Below are 17,800 nucleotides of genomic sequence, written 5' to 3'. Positions count from 1 at the left end.
GACAGATGAGGAATGACATGGCCGAGACGAAAAAACTGCTGCGCGCATTGGCGGGTGAGACCCAGGATGTACCGCCGATCTGGATGATGCGGCAGGCCGGGCGTTACCTGCCCGAATACCGTGCAACGCGGGCGCAGGCCGGTGATTTCCTCAAGCTGTGTTACAATCCTGAACTGGCCGCCGAGGTCACGCTGCAGCCGATCCGCCGCTATGGGTTTGACGCCGCAATCCTGTTTGCCGATATCCTGTTGGTGCCTCAGGCGCTGGGCGCGGATCTGTGGTTCGTCACTGGCGAAGGCCCGCGCCTGTCCACTGTGACCACGCAGGCAGATTTCGACAAGCTGGGTCCAGTTAACGATATTCACGAAGTGCTGAACCCGATTTACGAGACGGTTAAGATCCTGTCGCGTGAGCTTCCGCCTGAGACGACCTTGATGGGTTTTGCCGGTGCACCCTGGACTGTGGCGACCTATATGATTGCTGGCCGTGGCACGCCGGATCAGGGGCCAGCGCATTTGTTGCGCGAAGAAAACAATGCCCTGTTCGAGGCGCTACTGGCGCGGATCACTGCGGCAACCATCGAATACCTGTCGATGCAGATTGAGGCCGGGGCCGAAGTGGTCAAGATCTTTGACAGCTGGGCCGGATCGTTAAAGGGCGACGCCTTTGAAAAATACGCGTTGCAGCCCGCGCGTGAGATCACCGCTGCGCTGAAGGCGCGCCATCCGGGTATTCCGATCATTGGGTTCCCGCGTGAAGCTGGAGAAAAATACATTGGTTTTGCCAAGGCGACGGGTGTGGACTGTGTGGCGCTGGATAATTCAGTGTCGCCGGACTGGGCTGCGCAGAACGTACAGGTTGATGGCTGTGTACAGGGCAATCTGGCCTCGCGCCATATGGTCACTGGCGGTCAGGATCTGGTGGATGAAACCCGTGTCATCGTCGACGCCTTTAAAGGCGGGCCGCATATTTTCAATCTTGGTCATGGCATTACCCCAGATGCAAATCCGGACAACGTGCAACTGATGATTGATACGGTGCGGGAAAATTGATCTGATGTGGGCGAGGGGCCAGCCCCTCATGGGCTCTGCCCGCTCTCAGGCGAAACTGTCCGCTGGACAGTTTCCAAAATGCCTGCTCGCCCCCGGGATATTTGGGGCCAGATGAAAGCGGATCCGGGCGATGGCTTGTTGTGGCGCGAGGTTTCAGGCATCAGCGGCGCAACGAGTGCCAGTTGAAAGGGTATAGCGATGGATTATAGTAGAACGGGCGGCCCCCAAAAGGCGGGTAACAATGTGCCACGGCACAAAGAGCATAACGCCAAGGGGACCGAGAAAAATCCGTTTGGCAAGAACGCCACCAAAGCTGCGTTGCTTGAGCGGATGAAAGCGGCGGCGGCTGCCAAAAAGCAGGCCTGATCTTTAGGCAGGTTTTCTTGTTTTGGCCAACTCAAACAGGATTTCACCGGTGTGTTGGCCCCGTGTCGGGCTCGGCGGTGCAGCCCAGGCTGGCTGGTCGGAAAAACGTGGCGCGGGGGCGGCTTGCAAAGCACCCTGCGCCTCGACCCAGGTGGCGCGGTTGTTCATCGGATGGACCATTGCCTCTTCCGGGTTCAACACGGGCGCGACGCAGGCATCGCTGCCGTCGAACAGCGCTGCCCAGTGATCGCGCGGCTGGCTGGCAAACACCCCGGTCAGGCGGTCGATCAGAGTGGCCCAGTTTTTGCGGTCGTATTGATGTTGGAAACCTGGATCCTCGGCCAGTCCTAGCAGATGCAGGAATTCGGTGTAGAATTTCGGCTCAAGGCATTGCACCGAGATGAAGCCGCCATCTGCGCAGCGATAGGTGCGGCTCCAGTGTGGGCCATCGAGCAGGTTCTGACCGCGAGTAACGTCGAAGTTACCCGTCTGGCGCATGGTCAGCAGCAAGTTCATCATATGGGCCGAACCGTCATAGATGGCTGCGTCGACTGTGCAGCCTAAGCCAGTGGTCTTGGCCTTTAGGATTGCCGCCAGCATGCCCACTGCCAGATACATCGCGCCACCGCCGATATCGCCCACCAAGGTTGGTGGTGTCAGCGGCACATCGCCTGGAGCGGAGCTGTACCACAGAGCGCCGGACAGTGAGATGTAATTGAGATCATGCCCGGCTGTATGGGACAAAGCGCTGTCCTGACCCCAGCCGGTCATGCGGCCAAACACCAGTGCAGGGTTCAGCGCCTGACAGATGTCAGGCCCCAATCCCAATTTCTCCATTACGCCGGGGCGAAAGCCCTCGATCAATCCATCCGCCGTGGCCACCAGCGATTTGAACGTCTGAACGTCATCGGCGTCCTTCAGATCCAGCTCGATGGACCGCTTGCCACGATCCAGAATGGAGTGCTCGGGCATTCCAGGTGTTACAGTGCCGCCTTTGCGGTGTACGCAGATAACGTCGGCGCCAAGATCCGCCAGCAGCATGGCGGCAAAGGGTCCGGGGCCCAGGCCCTCGACCTCGATAATACGGATGCCGTTCAGCATGGCTTAAACTTCCATCTCTGTGTTTGACCCAATTGGGCAGCGCCGGTTCAAAGCGACAGGCCGCCACCAACAATCAGGGTCTGGCCCGAGACATAATTGCTTTCGGGAATGCAAAACAGGTAGACCCCACCGGCGGCTTCTTCGACGGTGCCAGCCCGGCGCAACGGGATCATTGCTTCAACTCCCTGAACCACCTTTTGCGGAATGCCGACGCCAACCTGATTGCCATCAACTGTAATCATTTCCTTCTCGGCGGTGGCTGCGGTCAGCCGGGTGGCAATCATGCCAAACGCCACGGCGTTCACATTGACTTTATAGCCCCCCCATTCCTTGGCCAGAGTTTTGGTCAGCCCCAACACCCCTGCCTTGGCGGCCGCGTAGTTGGCTTGGCCAGGGTTGCCGCCGGTGCCCGCCACAGATGATATGTTGACCACTTTGCGAAACACCTCGCGGCCCTCAGCGAATTCGCGGGTTGCTGCGTCGGCGATGAAGGGGGTGGCCGCGCGCAGGATCCGGAACGGGGCCTTCAGGTGTACGTCCATCATGGCATCAAACTGTGCATCCGACATTTTGCCGATCAGTGCATCCCAAGTGTAGCCTGCGTTGTTGACGATGATATCGACACCGCCAAAGCGATCGATACCGCCCTGAATGAAACTTTCGGCAAAGCCGTCAGCGTTGACAGATCCGGCGACTGCCATGGCTTTGCCGCGCATGGCATTGATTTCAGCCACCACCGCGCGGGCGGGGTCAGCGTCCAGATCGTTGATCACCAAGTTGGCGCCTTCTGCAGCCAGTTTCAGCGCAATGGCGCGGCCAATGCCACGGCCAGCACCAGTCACATAGGCGGTTTTCCCCAAGAGCTTTGTCATGGTTCTTCTTTCCTTACACTCTTATCAGGCAGTGTTACTGCGCCTGATACATGGTGACAACGCAGGCACCGCCCAGCCCCAAATTGTGCTGCAGTGCAGTGCGGGCGCCGTCCACCTGAGTGCTTCCCGCAGTGCCACGCAATTGTCGCGTTAGCTCGTAGCATTGGGCTAACCCGGTGGCGCCCAGGGGGTGACCCTTGGAGAGCAGCCCGCCCGAAGGGTTGGTGACGTATTTGCCGCCATAACTGTTGTCACCATCGGCAATGAACTGGCTGGCACCACCTTCGGGACACAGACCCAGACCCTCGTAGGTGATCATTTCGTTATGGGCGAAACAATCGTGCAGTTCGACCGTATCCAGATCTTCTGGTCCAATGCCAGTTTGTTGGTAAACCTGGGCGGCGGCGGCGGTGGTCATATCATAGCCTACCACCCGCATCATGTCGTGACTGTCAAAGGTGCTGGCGGTGTCAGTGGACATCGCCTGGCCGATGATTTGCACCGTACCGTTCAGCCCGTGTTTTTTGGCGTACTCCTCGCTGACCACGATGGCGGCAGCTGCACCGCAGGTTGGCGGGCAGGCCATCAGGCGGGTCATCACACCCTCCCAGATCACCGGTGCTGCCAGTACATCCTCAGGGGTTAGCTCAGTCCGAAACAGCGCCAGGGGGTTGTTTACGGCATGGCGGCTGGCCTTGGCCCGAATGCGGGCCAGATCAGTCATGGTCGAGCCGTATTTATCCATGTGAGCCTTGCCTGCGCCGCCAAAATACCGCAGCGCCAGGGGGATTTCGGGATGCCCCACCAGTGCATCGGTTTCGGCATCAAAAGCATCAAAGGGGCTGGGCCGGTCATCCCAGTGCGACCCAAGAGCCCCCGGTTGCATCTGCTCAAACCCCAGCGCCAAAGCAACGTCGACAGTGCCCGAGGCCACAGCCTGTCGCGCGAGAAACAGCGCGGTTGAGCCAGTTGAGCAGTTGTTATTGACGTTGATCACCGGAATGCCGGTCATGCCGACTTGGTACAGGACAGTCTGGCCGCATGTGCTGTCACCATAGGTATAGCCTGCATAGGCCTGTTGCACCGCGTCGTAACTGATTCCCGCGTCGCTCAGGGCATCGCGAACAGCAGTCGCTCCCATCATCGGGTAGGGGTCATTCTGGCCCGGCTTGACAAATTTCGTCATACCAACCCCAGCGATAATCACGTTCTCAGCCATTTTCACGTCCCTGCTAGTTGATGCACAGTGTTACGGCCTACGGGGCTGTCTCTTGCCGGATCTGTCAAGTTGGGCGCCCGGTCAGGGGACAATTACCGAACGTCACCTGATTGGAGCACGGCAAAGTGGGTGCTTGAGCCGCAATAGTCATCGGAGAGCGCACCGTGCCCTAAATTGGCGCCACGCTTATTTGGGTGTGCTAATTCAAGACTTATCGATCGCTGGGCAACTCAGCTTCAACTGCGGGCGTATCCTCCCGCCCGTCATCGGTCTCTTTACAGAGACTCTCTTTCCGTTGGGCGTGGCGCCGTGCTGGCACGGCGCCACGCCCAACGGAAAGGGCAGGTGCACCAGTTGGCGAAAAAGGGGTCACGGGAGGGGTATGATCAGCCTTTGTTCCAATTCTTAGTACCGTTGAGCCGTGACAGCTGGACCCAAGATCTCTTGGTACTGACCACGAGCCCTGTTGCGGGCAAACCTGCCCGTCATTTGCCATTCGCGCAGAAACACGAAAATCCGGCCCCAATGAACAGCATGATGTCCAGTCGGAATTAGCGTCCGCAATGCGATACGTTGATGTTGCCGGAATTCCGTAATCAATGGATGAGAGATCTCAAGCCTGTCTTGGTGGTGGCAAGTTGCTTGTTTGCATTTGCAAATAAACGGCTGACGTCAACTGATTGAGGGGTTTTTTCTGCGAAGTCACCCGAGGAAAGATTCTGCGACGAAAGCTGCGTGTTGTCTGAGGTGTTGTGATTCTGGGGCTTGGTGGTGTTGAGTCTGTGTGTAAGTTTGTGGATGGGTGACATTTGGTGTTGGTTTGGGTGTTTGTTGTGTGTGGTTGCTGTGAAATTACGTCATAGCGCTGGCTTGTGCTTAGTGTAATGTCATGTTTTCATGCGTAAATTGCTGGATTTGTGAAAAAGGTGAGTTTTCGTTGATTTATGGGTTGCGGGTTTGTTGTGATATCCCTAGAACCCCCCTTACCGGCGGCGCTGAGGTGTTGTTGGGGACGCGGTGGAGAGACACTGGGACGCTTCGGAGAGACGGGGAATGGAGGAGAGGGTTAAAGCGGGCGCGCTGAGAGATTGGCGCATCTGTTTGATTTTTGTCTCTGGGATCTAATGATCTAGGACCTTTGGTCTGTTTGCTCTTTGAAAATTTATATATCTGAAGAGATATGTGGGCGGTTTGGTTCATTCGATGGATCAACCTGTGCATATATCAACGCTGGTAGGGATTGTATGTAAATGCGGTACCGATGACCAGTGTCAGCTTCACTGTTTGGACGGCTTTTGTTTCTTTGGAAACTTGAGCACAACCAAACGGTTAAACTGTCCCATTTGAACAATGGGACGATATGTGCAGAGGTTCGACGTCAAGGATAGCATTGCAAGATGCTTTCAACTTGAGAGTTTGATCCTGGCTCAGAACGAACGCTGGCGGCAGGCCTAACACATGCAAGTCGAGCGCACTCTCAACCTTCGGGCGGGGAGCGAGCGGCGGACGGGTTAGTAACGCGTGGGAATGTACCCTTCACTAAGGAATAGCCTCTGGAAACGGAGAGTAATACCTTATACGCCCTTCGGGGAAAGATTTATCGGTGAAGGATCAGCCCGCGTAAGATTAGATAGTTGGTGGGGTAATGGCCTACCAAGTCTACGATCTTTAGCTGGTTTTAGAGGATGATCAGCAACACTGGGACTGAGACACGGCCCAGACTCCTACGGGAGGCAGCAGGGGAATCTTGGACAATGGGCGCAAGCCTGATCCAGCCATGCCGCGTGTGTGATGAAGGCCTTAGGGTCGTAAAGCACTTTCGCTAGAGATGATAATGACAGTATCTAGTAAAGAAGTCCCGGCTAACTCCGTGCCAGCAGCCGCGGTAATACGGAGGGACTAGCGTTGTTCGGAATTACTGGGCGTAAAGCGTACGTAGGCGGATCAGAAAGTATGGGGTGAAATCCCAGGGCTCAACCCTGGAACTGCCTCATAAACTCCTGGTCTAGAGTTCGAGAGAGGTGAGTGGAATTCCGAGTGTAGAGGTGAAATTCGTAGATATTCGGAGGAACACCAGTGGCGAAGGCGGCTCACTGGCTCGATACTGACGCTGAGGTACGAAAGTGTGGGGAGCAAACAGGATTAGATACCCTGGTAGTCCACACCGTAAACGATGAATGCCAGTCGTCGGGTAGCATGCTATTCGGTGACACACCTAACGGATTAAGCATTCCGCCTGGGGAGTACGGTCGCAAGATTAAAACTCAAAGGAATTGACGGGGGCCCGCACAAGCGGTGGAGCATGTGGTTTAATTCGAAGCAACGCGCAGAACCTTACCAACCCTTGACATCCTAGGACAACCTGAGAGATCAGGCCTTCCTTCGGGACCTAGTGACAGGTGCTGCATGGCTGTCGTCAGCTCGTGTCGTGAGATGTTCGGTTAAGTCCGGCAACGAGCGCAACCCACATCCTTAGTTGCCAGCAGTTCGGCTGGGCACTCTAAGGAAACTGCCCGTGATAAGCGGGAGGAAGGTGTGGATGACGTCAAGTCCTCATGGCCCTTACGGGTTGGGCTACACACGTGCTACAATGGCAGTGACAATGGGTTAATCCCAAAAACTGTCTCAGTTCGGATTGGGGTCTGCAACTCGACCCCATGAAGTCGGAATCGCTAGTAATCGCGTAACAGCATGACGCGGTGAATACGTTCCCGGGCCTTGTACACACCGCCCGTCACACCATGGGAGTTGGGTCTACCCGAAGGCCGTGCGCCAACCTAGCAATAGGAGGCAGCGGACCACGGTGGGTTCAGCGACTGGGGTGAAGTCGTAACAAGGTAGCCGTAGGGGAACCTGCGGCTGGATCACCTCCTTTCTAAGGATGTTTCTAGCCAGATCAGCTTGCTGATCTCATGAAACACTTAGCAGATCTCCTCTTCTCACGAAGGGGCGCCCGAAATGGGTGAATGATCATAGAGACGCAAGTCTCAGTCTGGGATCGCAAGATCTTAGGCAGAGCCAGGCCGTCCTCATATCTCTTCAGACAACCGAGCCCTGATCTCAGGGTTCAGCAAGGGGCCTTAGCTCAGCTGGGAGAGCGCCTGATTTGCATTCAGGAGGTCAGGAGTTCGATCCTCCTAGGCTCCACCAAGCATTGGCCCTTGTGATAACCACCACGGGGTCGGCCCTGTCGGCAGATTTGCTTTGCAAATCGCCTGTCGGGCAACGCGGTTTTGCGATGCAAAACCCGCTGGGTCGGTAGCTCAGGTGGTTAGAGCGCACGCCTGATAAGCGTGAGGTCGGAGGTTCAAGTCCTCCTCGACCCACCACTTCTTCTTTGCCTTCGGCAAAACGAAGAAGAACAACACCTCCTCTTGGCGGCAAGCGGCAGGGTATCTTACGCAGTAAGATGTCCCGAAGCGGCTCACAGGATTAGGTATCGATTAGATCGAACAGCAGTTTTAGAACTTCTGTTCCGTCCAATCGGACGGTGCGAACGCGCATTCTCTTCGAGAATACGCTACATCGCATTCCGGACACTTCCTTCGGAAGTACCGGGAATTGACATCGTTTAGAGAGATACAATCAACAATACTGTTGGTCGCCCGAGTAAGGGATTGACCTCAGATTGGTGCTGATCTTCTTCGGAAGTGAAGCGAGCTTGTGAATACGTCTGTTTCCTCGGACGTCCATGAGTATGCCAGCCTGAAACGACGGTGTTGTCCAAGTCAAGTAAACTAACCCGAACACGTCTTCAGCCGCTTCCCGCACGGATAGTGGTTGCATACGGGACGTGTTCAAATTGTTCGCATCATACGTGGTGCGAGCGGGAAAGTATGCTTTTGATCCCAGGGATATGTGGGAACAGTTTCTTACCAGCTTCTGTTCTTCGATCGATTGGTTGGTTCTGCGGTCGCAAGGCGGTAGGACAAATAACCAGTCTTTCTATTTCTGGATCAAATCAAGCGCGAAAAGGGCGTTTGGTGAATGCCTTGGCAGTAAGAGGCGATGAAAGACGTGATACTCTGCGATAAGTCATGGGGAGCTGAGAATAAGCTTTGATCCATGAATTTCTGAATGGGGCAACCCACCTGATACTTTGTTATTATTATACTCTTCTGACCGTTCTGCGGTGGGACGAACCAGCTTGCTGGTGAGACTCGCCAAGGGCGAGCACGGAGTGTTCTTAATAATAAGGTAAACCAGGTATTTTTAACCTGAATACATAGGGTTAAAAAGGCAAACCCGGGGAACTGAAACATCTAAGTACCCGGAGGAAAGGAAATCAATATGATACTCCCCTAGTAGCGGCGAGCGAACGGGGACCAGCCGAGCCAGATGAGTGAGAAGAACATGTTGGGAAGCATGACCATAGCGGGTGATAGTCCCGTATTCTAAGCTTTGATGGACGTATTAAGTAGGGCGGAACACGTGAAATTCTGTCTGAAGATCGGAGGACCACCTTCGAAGGCTAAGTACTCCTTACTGACCGATAGTGAACCAGTACCGTGAGGGAAAGGTGAAAAGCACCCCGACGAGGGGAGTGAAACAGTACCTGAAACCGAACGCCTACAATCAGTTGGAGGGTCCTTGCGGCCTGACAGCGTACCTTTTGTATAATGGGTCATCGACTTGGTCTCACAAGCAAGCTTAAGCCGTTAGGTGTAGGCGCAGCGAAAGCGAGTCTTAATAGGGCGAATGAGTTTGTGGGATCAGACCCGAAACCGAGTGATCTAGGCATGGCCAGGTTGAAGGTGCAGTAACATGCACTGGAGGACCGAACCCACATCTGTTGAAAAAGATCGGGATGAGCTGTGCCTAGGGGTGAAAGGCCAATCAAACTCGGAGATAGCTGGTTCTCTGCGAAATCTATTTAGGTAGAGCGTCGTCCGAATACCCCGGGGGGTAGAGCACTGGATGGGCAATGGGGGCATACAGCCTTACTGACCCTAACCAAACTCCGAATACCCGGGAGTACTAGACGGCAGACACACTGCGGATGCTAACGTCCGTAGTGAAGAGGAAACAACCCTGACCTCCGGCTAAGGCCCCTAATTCATGGCTAAGTGGGAAAGCAGGTGGGACGACCAAAACAACCAGGAGGTTGGCTTAGAAGCAGCCATCCTTTAAAGATAGCGTAACAGCTCACTGGTCTAATTAAGTTGTCCTGCGGCGAAGATGTAACGGGGCTCAAGCCATGAGCCGAAGCCGAGGATGCACATAGTGCATGGTAGCAGAGCGTAGTGTGACATAGATCCTATCCTCTTTAGTGTCCCCGGACCAGTTCCGTGTGGCACCTTGGAGGACCGGATCTTTCGATGAAGCCGGGGCGTGAGCCATCTGGTGGAGAGATCACTAGTGAGAATGATGACATGAGTAGCGACAAAGAGTGTGAGAGACACTCTCGCCGAAAATCCAAGGGTTCCTGCTTAAAGCTAATCTGAGCAGGGTAAGCCGACCCCTAAGGCGAGGCCGAAAGGCGTAGTCGATGGGAACCAGGTTAATATTCCTGGGCCAGGAAGTGGTGACGGATCTCGAAGGTAGTTCATCCTTATTGGATTGAATGGGCTGCTGAGAGGTCCCTGGAAATAGCCCTTCCATGAGATCGTACCCTAAACCGACACAGGTGGATAGGTAGAGAATACCAAGGCGCTTGAGAGAACTATGTTGAAGGAACTCGGCAAAATACCTCCGTAAGTTCGCGAGAAGGAGGCCCGGTTTCTACGCAAGTGGGAGCTGGGGGCACAAACCAGGGGTGGCGACTGTTTATTAAAACACAGGGCTCTGCGAAGTCGTAAGACGACGTATAGGGTCTGACGCCTGCCCGGTGCCTGAAGGTTAAAAGGAGGGGTGAGAGCTCTGAATTGAAGCCCAGGTAAACGGCGGCCGTAACTATAACGGTCCTAAGGTAGCGAAATTCCTTGTCGGGTAAGTTCCGACCTGCACGAATGGCGTAACGACTTCCCCGCTGTCTCCAACATAGACTCAGCGAAATTGAATTGCCTGTCAAGATGCAGGCTTCCCGCGGTTAGACGGAAAGACCCCGTGCACCTTTACTACAGCTTCACATTGGCATTAGGCCGAGCATGTGCAGGATAGGTGGTGGGCTTCGAAACCAAAACGCTAGTTTTGGTGGAGCCTCCCTTGAGATACCACCCTTGCTCTGCTTGATGTCTAACCGCGGTCCATTATCTGGATCCGGGACCCTGTGTGGCGGGTAGTTTGACTGGGGCGGTCGCCTCCTAAAGCGTAACGGAGGCGCGCGAAGGTTGGCTCAGACCGGTCGGAAATCGGTCGTTGAGTGCAATGGCAGAAGCCAGCCTGACTGCGAGACTGACAAGTCGAGCAGAGACGAAAGTCGGTCATAGTGATCCGGTGGTCCCGAGTGGAAGGGCCATCGCTCAACGGATAAAAGGTACGCCGGGGATAACAGGCTGATACTGCCCAGAGTCCATATCGACGGCAGTGTTTGGCACCTCGATGTCGGCTCATCTCATCCTGGGGCTGGAGCAGGTCCCAAGGGTACGGCTGTTCGCCGTTTAAAGAGGTACGTGAGCTGGGTTTAGAACGTCGTGAGACAGTTCGGTCCCTATCTGCCGTGGGTGTAGGATACTTGAGAGGAGTTGCCCCTAGTACGAGAGGACCGGGGTGAACGAACCACTGGTGGACCAGTTGTCGTGCCAACGGCAGTGCTGGGTAGCTATGTTCGGACAGGATAACCGCTGAAGGCATCTAAGCGGGAAGCCCCCTCAAAACAAGGTATCCCTGAGGGCCGAGGTAGACCACCTCGTCGATAGGCCAGAGATGTAAGCGTGGTAACACGTTCAGTTGACTGGTACTAATTGCCCGATAGGCTTGATTTGATCCAGTAATAGACAGACTGACTATGTCAGACTTAAGTGAACGACAATCAAAGCATACATTCCAACCGTATTCGAAACGAAATCGAATACGTATCAGACGAACTGACTTGAATAACATGTTGATGTGGGAACGCGCCTTTGCTTCGCAAAGACACTGTCTCCACTCGCCGTGATTTGCCATGCAAACACGGCGTGTATCTCAAATCGAGGATTTTCCTCGGTTTGGTGGTCATAGCGCAAGTGAAACACCCGGTCCCATCCCGAACCCGGAAGTTAAGCACTGTTGCGCCGATGGTACTGCATCTTAAGGTGTGGGAGAGTAGGGCACCGCCAAACCTAGAAAAATCCTCAAACAACGATAAATATTAAATATAACCGGTTACAAACCCTGTCGCGGGATGGAGCAGCCCGGTAGCTCGTCAGGCTCATAACCTGAAGGTCGCAGGTTCAAATCCTGCTCCCGCAACCAAATTCAAGATCGCAACAGCCCGTTCGACCTACAAACAGTCCCCGGACTGTTTGATTAACGGTCTCACCTCATCAGGCTCATAACCTGAAGGTCGCAGGTTCAAATCCTGCTCCCGCAACCAAATTCAAGATCGCAACAGCCCGTTCGACCTACAAACAGTCCCCGGACTGTTTGATTAACGGTCTCACCTCATCAGGCTCATAACCTGAAGGTCGTAGGTTCAAATCCTACTCCCGCAACCAACTTAAAACAACGATACCACATCTTACGCCCCGCTCCAGCGGGCTGTTTGCATTGGACCCAACCACTGAAAGCTCAGACAACAAAACAACGGCAGTCGGCTCCAACAACAAAACACCGCGCGGATGTACGCGCTGTGTTGTGACTTCATAGCCGCTATTGCCAATTGGTCGTACGAGACTTGGCAGGCGGGAGGAGCTGCGAGTAGAGGTGGGAAAAGAGCAACGTCAGGAAGGACTAACCATGCAAATGAGTGATCACAAAGAGATCGCTGCCGATCCGGCTACCGTCTATGCGGCGTTGCTTAATCCTGATGTTCTTATGGTCTGCGTGCCTGGCGCCAAAGAAGTGGTCGGCTCGCCTGAAGAGGGATTTGAGGCCACGGTTACGCAAAAGGTCGGGCCAGTCAAAGCGACCTTCAAGGGGCAGGTGACGTTGTCGGATTTGGTCGAGAATGAGAAGCTGACCATCGCGGGCGAGGGTAAGGGTGGCGCGGCTGGCTTTGCCAAGGGTGGCGCTGTGGTTACTCTGAGCGCCAGTGAAACCGGAACTCTGTTGGCCTATGACGTAGAGGCCAGGGTCGGCGGGAAGTTGGCCCAACTGGGTAGTCGGTTGATTGATGGTTTTGCAAAAAAGATGGCGGATCAGTTTTTTACCAATCTTCAAGAGGCCTTGGCGCCTGTGGCTGAGGCCTCCGACAGTGAGCCCTCTCCTGAAGGCGAGGAGAAAAGGGGTTGGTTGAACAAAATCACTGGCCGCAGCTAGACCTGCACAGATGCACAGACACTTGCGCACTATTTTTGTGGGGTGTCCCTCTGGCCGCTGAGGGTTTGAATGATTAGCTTGTGCCAAACTGATCAGTTCAGAATGGGAGCGTCATGCCTGCTATCCTCGCCATCCGCGATTTGCGGAAATCATATGCAAATGGGTTTGAAGCGCTGAAAGGCGTGACCCTGGACATCGAAGAAGGTGAAATCCTGGCGTTGCTTGGCCCCAACGGGGCAGGTAAAACCACGCTGATTTCCACAGTCTGCGGTATCATCACCCCCAGTTCGGGCAGTGTGACCGTTGGCGGCCATGATATCCTCGAGGAATTTCGTGCAGCGCGGTCATTGATCGGGTTGGTACCGCAGGAAATCAACCTGGAGCCCTTTGAGACGGTCTGGAACACGGTTCGTTTCTCGCGCGGGCTGTTTGGCAAATCGCGCAATGACGCGCTGCTCGAGGATATCCTGCGTAAGCTGTCGCTTTGGGACAAACGCAAGAACCGGATCATGGAGCTGTCGGGCGGTATGAAACGCCGAGTGTTGATCGCCAAGGCGCTCAGCCATGAACCGCGTGTCCTGTTCCTGGATGAACCCACTGCCGGTGTGGATGTAGAGCTGCGCAAGGATATGTGGAACATCGTTGCCGAACTTAAGGCTTCGGGTGTGACCATCATTCTCACCACCCATTACATTGAAGAGGCCGAGGCGATTGCCGACCGGGTTGGGGTGATCAATGACGGTGCGCTTCTGCTGGTCGAGGAAAAGGAAAACCTGATGGCCCGTATGGGGCAAAAGCAATTGGAGGTGCAGTTAACAGCCCCGGTTGCTGTCATGCCAGAGGCGCTGGCGCATCACGATTTGCAACTGGTGAACGGCGGCGATGCGCTGATCTATACCTATGATACACGCAGAGAACGTACGGGTATTACTGCCTTATTGAATGACGTGGCGCAGGCCGGTCTTGTGCTGGCAGATGTTCAAACCCGCCAATCCAGCCTCGAAGATATTTTTGTCGATCTTGTTTCAGGAGACGCCCCATGAACTGGACCGCAGTCGCATCCATCTACCGGTTCGAAATGGCCCGGTTTTTTCGCACCCTGATGCAGAGTTTTTTGTCGCCAGTGATGTCGACGTCGCTGTATTTTGTGGTTTTTGGCGCCGCCATAGGCAGTCGCATTGATCAAGTTGAGGGTATTGCTTACGGCGCCTTCATTGTGCCTGGCCTGATTATGCTAAGTGTGATGACCCAGGCGATCTCCAACGCCTCGTTTGGGATTTATTTCCCAAAATTTATCGGCACCATTTACGAGCTGTTGTCGGCACCGGTGAATTTCCTGGAGATCGTGCTGGGCTATGTGGGGGCTGCGGCTACCAAGGCACTGTTTATTGGGGTGGTGATCATGGCCACCGCAGCGCTGTTTGTGGACCTGACCATTGCCCATCCTTTGGCCATGATTTTGTTCCTGTTGCTCACTTGTCTCAGCTTTGCATTGCTGGGGTTTATCATCGGAATCTGGGCTGGTAATTTCGAGCAGTTGCAATTGGTGCCACTGATGATTGTGACACCACTGGTGTTTTTGGGTGGCTCATTCTACTCGATCTCGATGCTGCCGCCAATTTGGCAGAAAATCACCATGTTCAACCCAGTCGTCTACCTAATATCCGGATTCCGTTGGGCATTCTTTGATACTGCGGATGTCCCAGTGGGGCTGAGCTTGCTGGCGATCGGTGGCTTCACAACACTATGCCTTGCGGTTATCTGGTGGATCTTCAAAACGGGTTGGCGCATTCGTTCATAACGGGGGTCTCCCGCCCGTCGCTTGTGCATCGGAGATGCACTGCTCCCGTTGGGCATAGCGCCGCGCTAACGCGCGGCGCAGGACCGGAACACGCAGGAGCCGTGACGTATATTGCGGCGCGCATTGGATTAACTGACTGTAAAGCTATGAGCAAATGCGTTGCATATTTACCCAATCATGTGTTGTTTTTTCATGCCGTGACGTTTCGCAGGCTGCCGGTGCCTTGTTTCGGACAGGGTGGCGATCTACATCGGCTTGATGACCTTACGCCTTCCCTTTTTTAAAAAACCGCCACTGGTCGCTGTTGTGCGTCTTGCTGGTGCCATTGGAATGCCGGGCCGCGGCGCGCTGAGTGATGCCGCGCTGGCCCCCGTTCTGCATCGTGCCTTTCGCAAGGGGAAACCCGCTGCGGTGGCTCTGGAAATCAATTCACCTGGTGGATCGCCGGTGCAGAGTTCGCTGATCGGCGCGCGTATCCGACGTCTTGCGGCCGAGATGAAGGTGCCGGTTTATGCCTTTGTCGAGGATGTCGCAGCTTCGGGTGGCTATTGGTTGGCGGTGTCGGCGGATCAAATTTGGGCTGATGACAGTTCGGTTGTCGGGTCAATCGGGGTGATTTCGTCTGGGTTTGGCGCGCATGAGCTGCTGGCCCGCCAAGGGGTCGAACGGCGTGTCTACACGGCCGGTGAAAGCAAATCGATGTTGGATCCGTTTCGCCCCGAAAATGCCGAGGATGTGGCACGGTTGAAGACGCTTCTGGGCGATATTCACCAGAACTTCATCACCCATGTGACCACACGGCGCGAGGGCAAGTTGAGTACTGAACAGAACCTGTTCACCGGTGAGATCTGGCTGGCACGCCGGGCCGCTGAATTGGGGTTGATCGAGGGCGTTGCCCATCTCAAACCCAAAATGCAGGAGGTATTCGGTGAGAAAGTTCGGTTCCGTCGCTACGGTATGAAAAAACCACTGCTCAGCCGGTTCGGTGTCTCGATGGCACAAGAGGCGCTGGGTAGTATCGAGGAACGCGCGGCTTTTGCGCGCTTTGGTCTGTAATATGATTTTCAAGATCGTTTCTCTGTTTCTGGTCGGAATGGCAGTGCTGGCAATGTTCGGTAAACTGAGGTTTCCGGGACAAAAACGGCTGCAGTCCGCCCGCTGTCCCAAGTGTGGGCGGTTCAAGATTGGCAAAGGCCCCTGTGCCTGTGGAAAAGGACGGCACGGATGATGATGCCATGGCTGATGTCGGGCTTGGGTCTGGTGATATTATTGCTGGCAGGGGATGCGCTGGTGCGCGGTGCGGTGAATCTCAGCCTGAGATTGGGTGTGCCGGCGCTTATAGTCAGCCTGACCATCGTTGCGTTTGGCACCTCGGCCCCCGAATTGCTGATTGCCATTCAGGCTGTGGCTGAGCATGCGCCCAGTATCGCACTGGGTAATGTGGTGGGGTCAAATACAGCCAATATCCTGCTGGTTCTTGGTATCCCGGCAATTTTAACCGGTCTTCACACCAGCGAGTGTAATACACGCAAGAACTATATCTTCATGCTGGCCGCTTCGGTGTTGTTTATCGGACTGGCGTTTTGCGGCGTGTTTACGATCTGGTCAGGTTTAGTGCTGTTGGCGGCATTGACGTTGGTGCTGGGTGTCGCCTTTCGCGAAGCACGGGCGCATCGTCGTTGCTGTGATGACGGAAGCGATGACCTGGAAGACATCGAAGAGGCCGACCCCAACATGCCCTATTGGCGCGTTGGGGTATATTTGGTGTTGGGCTTGATCGGTCTGCCGCTGGGCGCTCATATCCTGGTCGACAATGGCACCGAGATCGCGCGGACTTACCACGTCAGCGAGCGGGTGATTGGCCTGACCCTGATCGCAATCGGTACGTCGCTACCTGAATTGGCCACCACGGTGATGGCGGCGTTACGTCGTCAGGCCGATGTTGCACTGGGCAATGTCATCGGATCGAACATGTTTAATCTGTTGGCCATCGTTGGCATTGCTACCTTTGTTGGTCCAATCCCGGTTAAACCCGCCTTTCTGGAATTTGACCTCTGGGTGATGCTAGGGGCCTCGATGCTGTTGGTGCCATTTGTGTTTTTCAAACAGGACATCACCCGAACCTGGGGTTTTGTGCTGACGGGCCTGTATCTGGCTTACATGACGGTGGTCCTGTAAGCCCAAGGCCTCAGCAGTCAGAGAAGGACGGATCATGCGCGCATTGGTAACAGGGGCTGGCAAGCGTCTGGGCCGGGTCATGGCCCTTAGACTGGCAGAGCACGGCTATGATGTGGCGGTCCATTACAACAGTTCGCAACATGAGGCTGAGAACACTGTAGGCGAAATTTGCGCTCTGGGCCGTCGGGCCGCAGCTGTCAGGGCAGATCTGTTGTCCGAGGATGAGGCCCAAGGCTTGTTGCCCGCAGCGTCACAAGCACTTGGCGGACCGATAACCTGCTTGGTCAACAACGCCTCGATCTTTGAACATGACAGTGCCATCACAGCCAGTCGAGAAAGCTGGGACCGGCATATGGGTAGCAACCTGCGGGCGCCTTTTGTGTTGATCCAGAACATGGCGGCGCAGGATCTGGATGTCTCGGTGGATGCCAATGGTGAACCGCTTTCCGGTGGATTGGTGGTCAATATGATAGACCAGCGCGTACGCAAGCTGACGCCCAATTTCTTCAGCTACACGCTGGCCAAATCAGCACTCTGGACGTTGACGCAAACAGCTGCGCAGGCGCTTGCGCCTCAGTTGCGGGTTAATGCCATTGGGCCGGGTCCGACTTTGGCGGGTCCTCGTCAGTCGCTCGATGACTTTGGTCACCAACGTGCTCAAACGGTTTTGCAACGGGGCGCCAACCCCAGTGATGTCGCCGCAGCATTGGCGTATCTGCTAGAGGCACGCGCGGTCACCGGTCAGTTGATTTGCGTCGACGGAGGGCAACATTTGAGCTGGAAAACCCCGGATGCAATGGGTCGGGAATAGTCAATATTTGTGCCGCAGGCGCACAGTCTTCGGAAAGTTGTGCACCGGGAGAAAATCCGTCAT

General features: G+C 55.0%; 11 protein-coding genes, 3 tRNA genes and 3 rRNA genes. 14 read left to right on the top strand and 3 right to left on the bottom strand.

The window, feature by feature from the left end; genetic code table 11:
- Positions 1–17 precede the first annotated feature (17 nt).
- Complete coding sequence (gene hemE, locus EBB79_RS17805) at positions 18–1,052, top strand: uroporphyrinogen decarboxylase (protein WP_127750172.1); 1,035 nt, start codon at positions 18–20, stop codon at positions 1,050–1,052.
- A 198-nt stretch (positions 1,053–1,250) separates the two neighbouring features.
- Positions 1,251–1,418 carry a hypothetical protein gene (locus tag EBB79_RS24495; RefSeq protein ID WP_164860842.1) on the top strand — a complete coding sequence of 56 codons (168 nt, stop codon included), beginning with the start codon at positions 1,251–1,253 and terminating at the stop codon, positions 1,416–1,418.
- Between the two features lie 3 nt (positions 1,419–1,421).
- On the opposite strand, the gene EBB79_RS17800 is transcribed toward EBB79_RS24495, so the two are convergent.
- The 3 genes from EBB79_RS17800 to EBB79_RS17790 are packed head-to-tail and all read right to left on the bottom strand — an operon-like array spanning position 1,422 to position 4,610.
- Complete coding sequence (locus EBB79_RS17800) at positions 1,422–2,519, bottom strand: CaiB/BaiF CoA transferase family protein (protein ID WP_127750171.1); 1,098 nt, start codon at positions 2,517–2,519, stop codon at positions 1,422–1,424.
- Between the two features lie 47 nt (positions 2,520–2,566).
- Positions 2,567–3,391 (bottom strand): SDR family NAD(P)-dependent oxidoreductase, encoded by an 825-nt coding sequence (locus EBB79_RS17795; RefSeq protein ID WP_127750170.1) that lies wholly within the window; start codon positions 3,389–3,391, stop codon positions 2,567–2,569.
- Positions 3,392–3,425: 34 nt separating this feature from the next.
- Positions 3,426–4,610, bottom strand: a complete 1,185-nt coding sequence (locus tag EBB79_RS17790) for a lipid-transfer protein (RefSeq protein WP_127750169.1) — start codon at positions 4,608–4,610, stop codon at positions 3,426–3,428.
- A 1,404-nt stretch (positions 4,611–6,014) separates the two neighbouring features.
- On the opposite strand from EBB79_RS17790, the gene EBB79_RS17785 reads away from it, so the two are divergent.
- The 12 genes from EBB79_RS17785 to EBB79_RS17720 all read left to right on the top strand — a co-directional run bounded on the left by EBB79_RS17785 (position 6,015) and on the right by EBB79_RS17720 (position 17,737).
- Positions 6,015–7,485 (top strand): 16S ribosomal RNA (locus EBB79_RS17785).
- 199 nt (positions 7,486–7,684) lie between these two features.
- Positions 7,685–7,760, top strand: a tRNA-Ala gene (locus tag EBB79_RS17780).
- Between the two features lie 102 nt (positions 7,761–7,862).
- Positions 7,863–7,939: transfer RNA gene (locus EBB79_RS17775), tRNA-Ile, on the top strand.
- Positions 7,940–8,569: 630 nt separating this feature from the next.
- Positions 8,570–11,473: ribosomal RNA gene (locus EBB79_RS17770) — 23S ribosomal RNA — on the top strand.
- 221 nt (positions 11,474–11,694) lie between these two features.
- Positions 11,695–11,809, top strand: a 5S ribosomal RNA gene (gene rrf, locus EBB79_RS17765).
- The 16S, 23S and 5S rRNA genes sit together here with 3 tRNA genes alongside, the layout of an rRNA operon.
- 56 nt (positions 11,810–11,865) lie before the next feature.
- A tRNA-Met gene (locus tag EBB79_RS17760) sits at positions 11,866–11,942 on the top strand.
- A 483-nt stretch (positions 11,943–12,425) separates the two neighbouring features.
- Positions 12,426–12,947, top strand: a complete 522-nt coding sequence (locus tag EBB79_RS17745; protein ID WP_127749856.1) for an SRPBCC family protein — start codon at positions 12,426–12,428, stop codon at positions 12,945–12,947.
- Positions 12,948–13,060: 113 nt separating this feature from the next.
- Entirely contained in the window at positions 13,061–13,990 is a 930-nt protein-coding gene (locus EBB79_RS17740; RefSeq protein WP_127750168.1) for an ABC transporter ATP-binding protein, read from the top strand.
- Entirely contained in the window at positions 13,987–14,748 is a 762-nt protein-coding gene (locus EBB79_RS17735) for an ABC transporter permease (RefSeq protein WP_127750167.1), read from the top strand. The genes EBB79_RS17740 and EBB79_RS17735 overlap by 4 nt, the downstream gene beginning before the upstream one ends.
- Positions 14,749–15,006: 258 nt before the next feature.
- Positions 15,007–15,804 carry a S49 family peptidase gene (locus EBB79_RS17730; protein ID WP_127750166.1) on the top strand — a complete coding sequence of 266 codons (798 nt, stop codon included), beginning with the start codon at positions 15,007–15,009 and terminating at the stop codon, positions 15,802–15,804.
- 171 nt (positions 15,805–15,975) lie between these two features.
- Positions 15,976–16,926, top strand: coding sequence for a calcium/sodium antiporter (locus EBB79_RS17725; RefSeq protein ID WP_127751054.1), 951 nt, complete (start codon positions 15,976–15,978; stop codon positions 16,924–16,926).
- 34 nt (positions 16,927–16,960) lie between these two features.
- A complete protein-coding gene (locus tag EBB79_RS17720) occupies positions 16,961–17,737 on the top strand; it encodes an SDR family oxidoreductase (RefSeq protein ID WP_127750165.1) in 777 nt (258 codons plus the stop codon).
- The last annotated feature ends 63 nt before the right edge of the window (positions 17,738–17,800 follow it).

Source organism: Parasedimentitalea marina (genome assembly GCF_004006175.1).
Lineage (GTDB): Bacteria > Pseudomonadota > Alphaproteobacteria > Rhodobacterales > Rhodobacteraceae > Parasedimentitalea > Parasedimentitalea marina.
This window is presented reverse-complemented; position numbering and strand designations above follow the sequence as displayed.

Bases quoted from the DNA above. Each gene is read 5' to 3' on its own strand.
- hemE (WP_127750172.1), top strand. From the start codon at position 18: ATGGCCGAGACGAAAAAACTGCTGCGCGCATTGGCGGGTGAGACCCAG.
- EBB79_RS24495 (WP_164860842.1), top strand. From the start codon at position 1,251: ATGGATTATAGTAGAACGGGCGGCCCCCAAAAGGCGGGTAACAATGTG.
- EBB79_RS17800 (WP_127750171.1), bottom strand. From the start codon at position 2,519: ATGCTGAACGGCATCCGTATTATCGAGGTCGAGGGCCTGGGCCCCGGA.
- EBB79_RS17795 (WP_127750170.1), bottom strand. From the start codon at position 3,391: ATGACAAAGCTCTTGGGGAAAACCGCCTATGTGACTGGTGCTGGCCGT.
- EBB79_RS17790 (WP_127750169.1), bottom strand. From the start codon at position 4,610: ATGGCTGAGAACGTGATTATCGCTGGGGTTGGTATGACGAAATTTGTC.
- EBB79_RS17745 (WP_127749856.1), top strand. From the start codon at position 12,426: ATGCAAATGAGTGATCACAAAGAGATCGCTGCCGATCCGGCTACCGTC.
- EBB79_RS17740 (WP_127750168.1), top strand. From the start codon at position 13,061: ATGCCTGCTATCCTCGCCATCCGCGATTTGCGGAAATCATATGCAAAT.
- EBB79_RS17735 (WP_127750167.1), top strand. From the start codon at position 13,987: ATGAACTGGACCGCAGTCGCATCCATCTACCGGTTCGAAATGGCCCGG.
- EBB79_RS17730 (WP_127750166.1), top strand. From the start codon at position 15,007: ATGACCTTACGCCTTCCCTTTTTTAAAAAACCGCCACTGGTCGCTGTT.
- EBB79_RS17725 (WP_127751054.1), top strand. From the start codon at position 15,976: ATGATGCCATGGCTGATGTCGGGCTTGGGTCTGGTGATATTATTGCTG.
- EBB79_RS17720 (WP_127750165.1), top strand. From the start codon at position 16,961: ATGCGCGCATTGGTAACAGGGGCTGGCAAGCGTCTGGGCCGGGTCATG.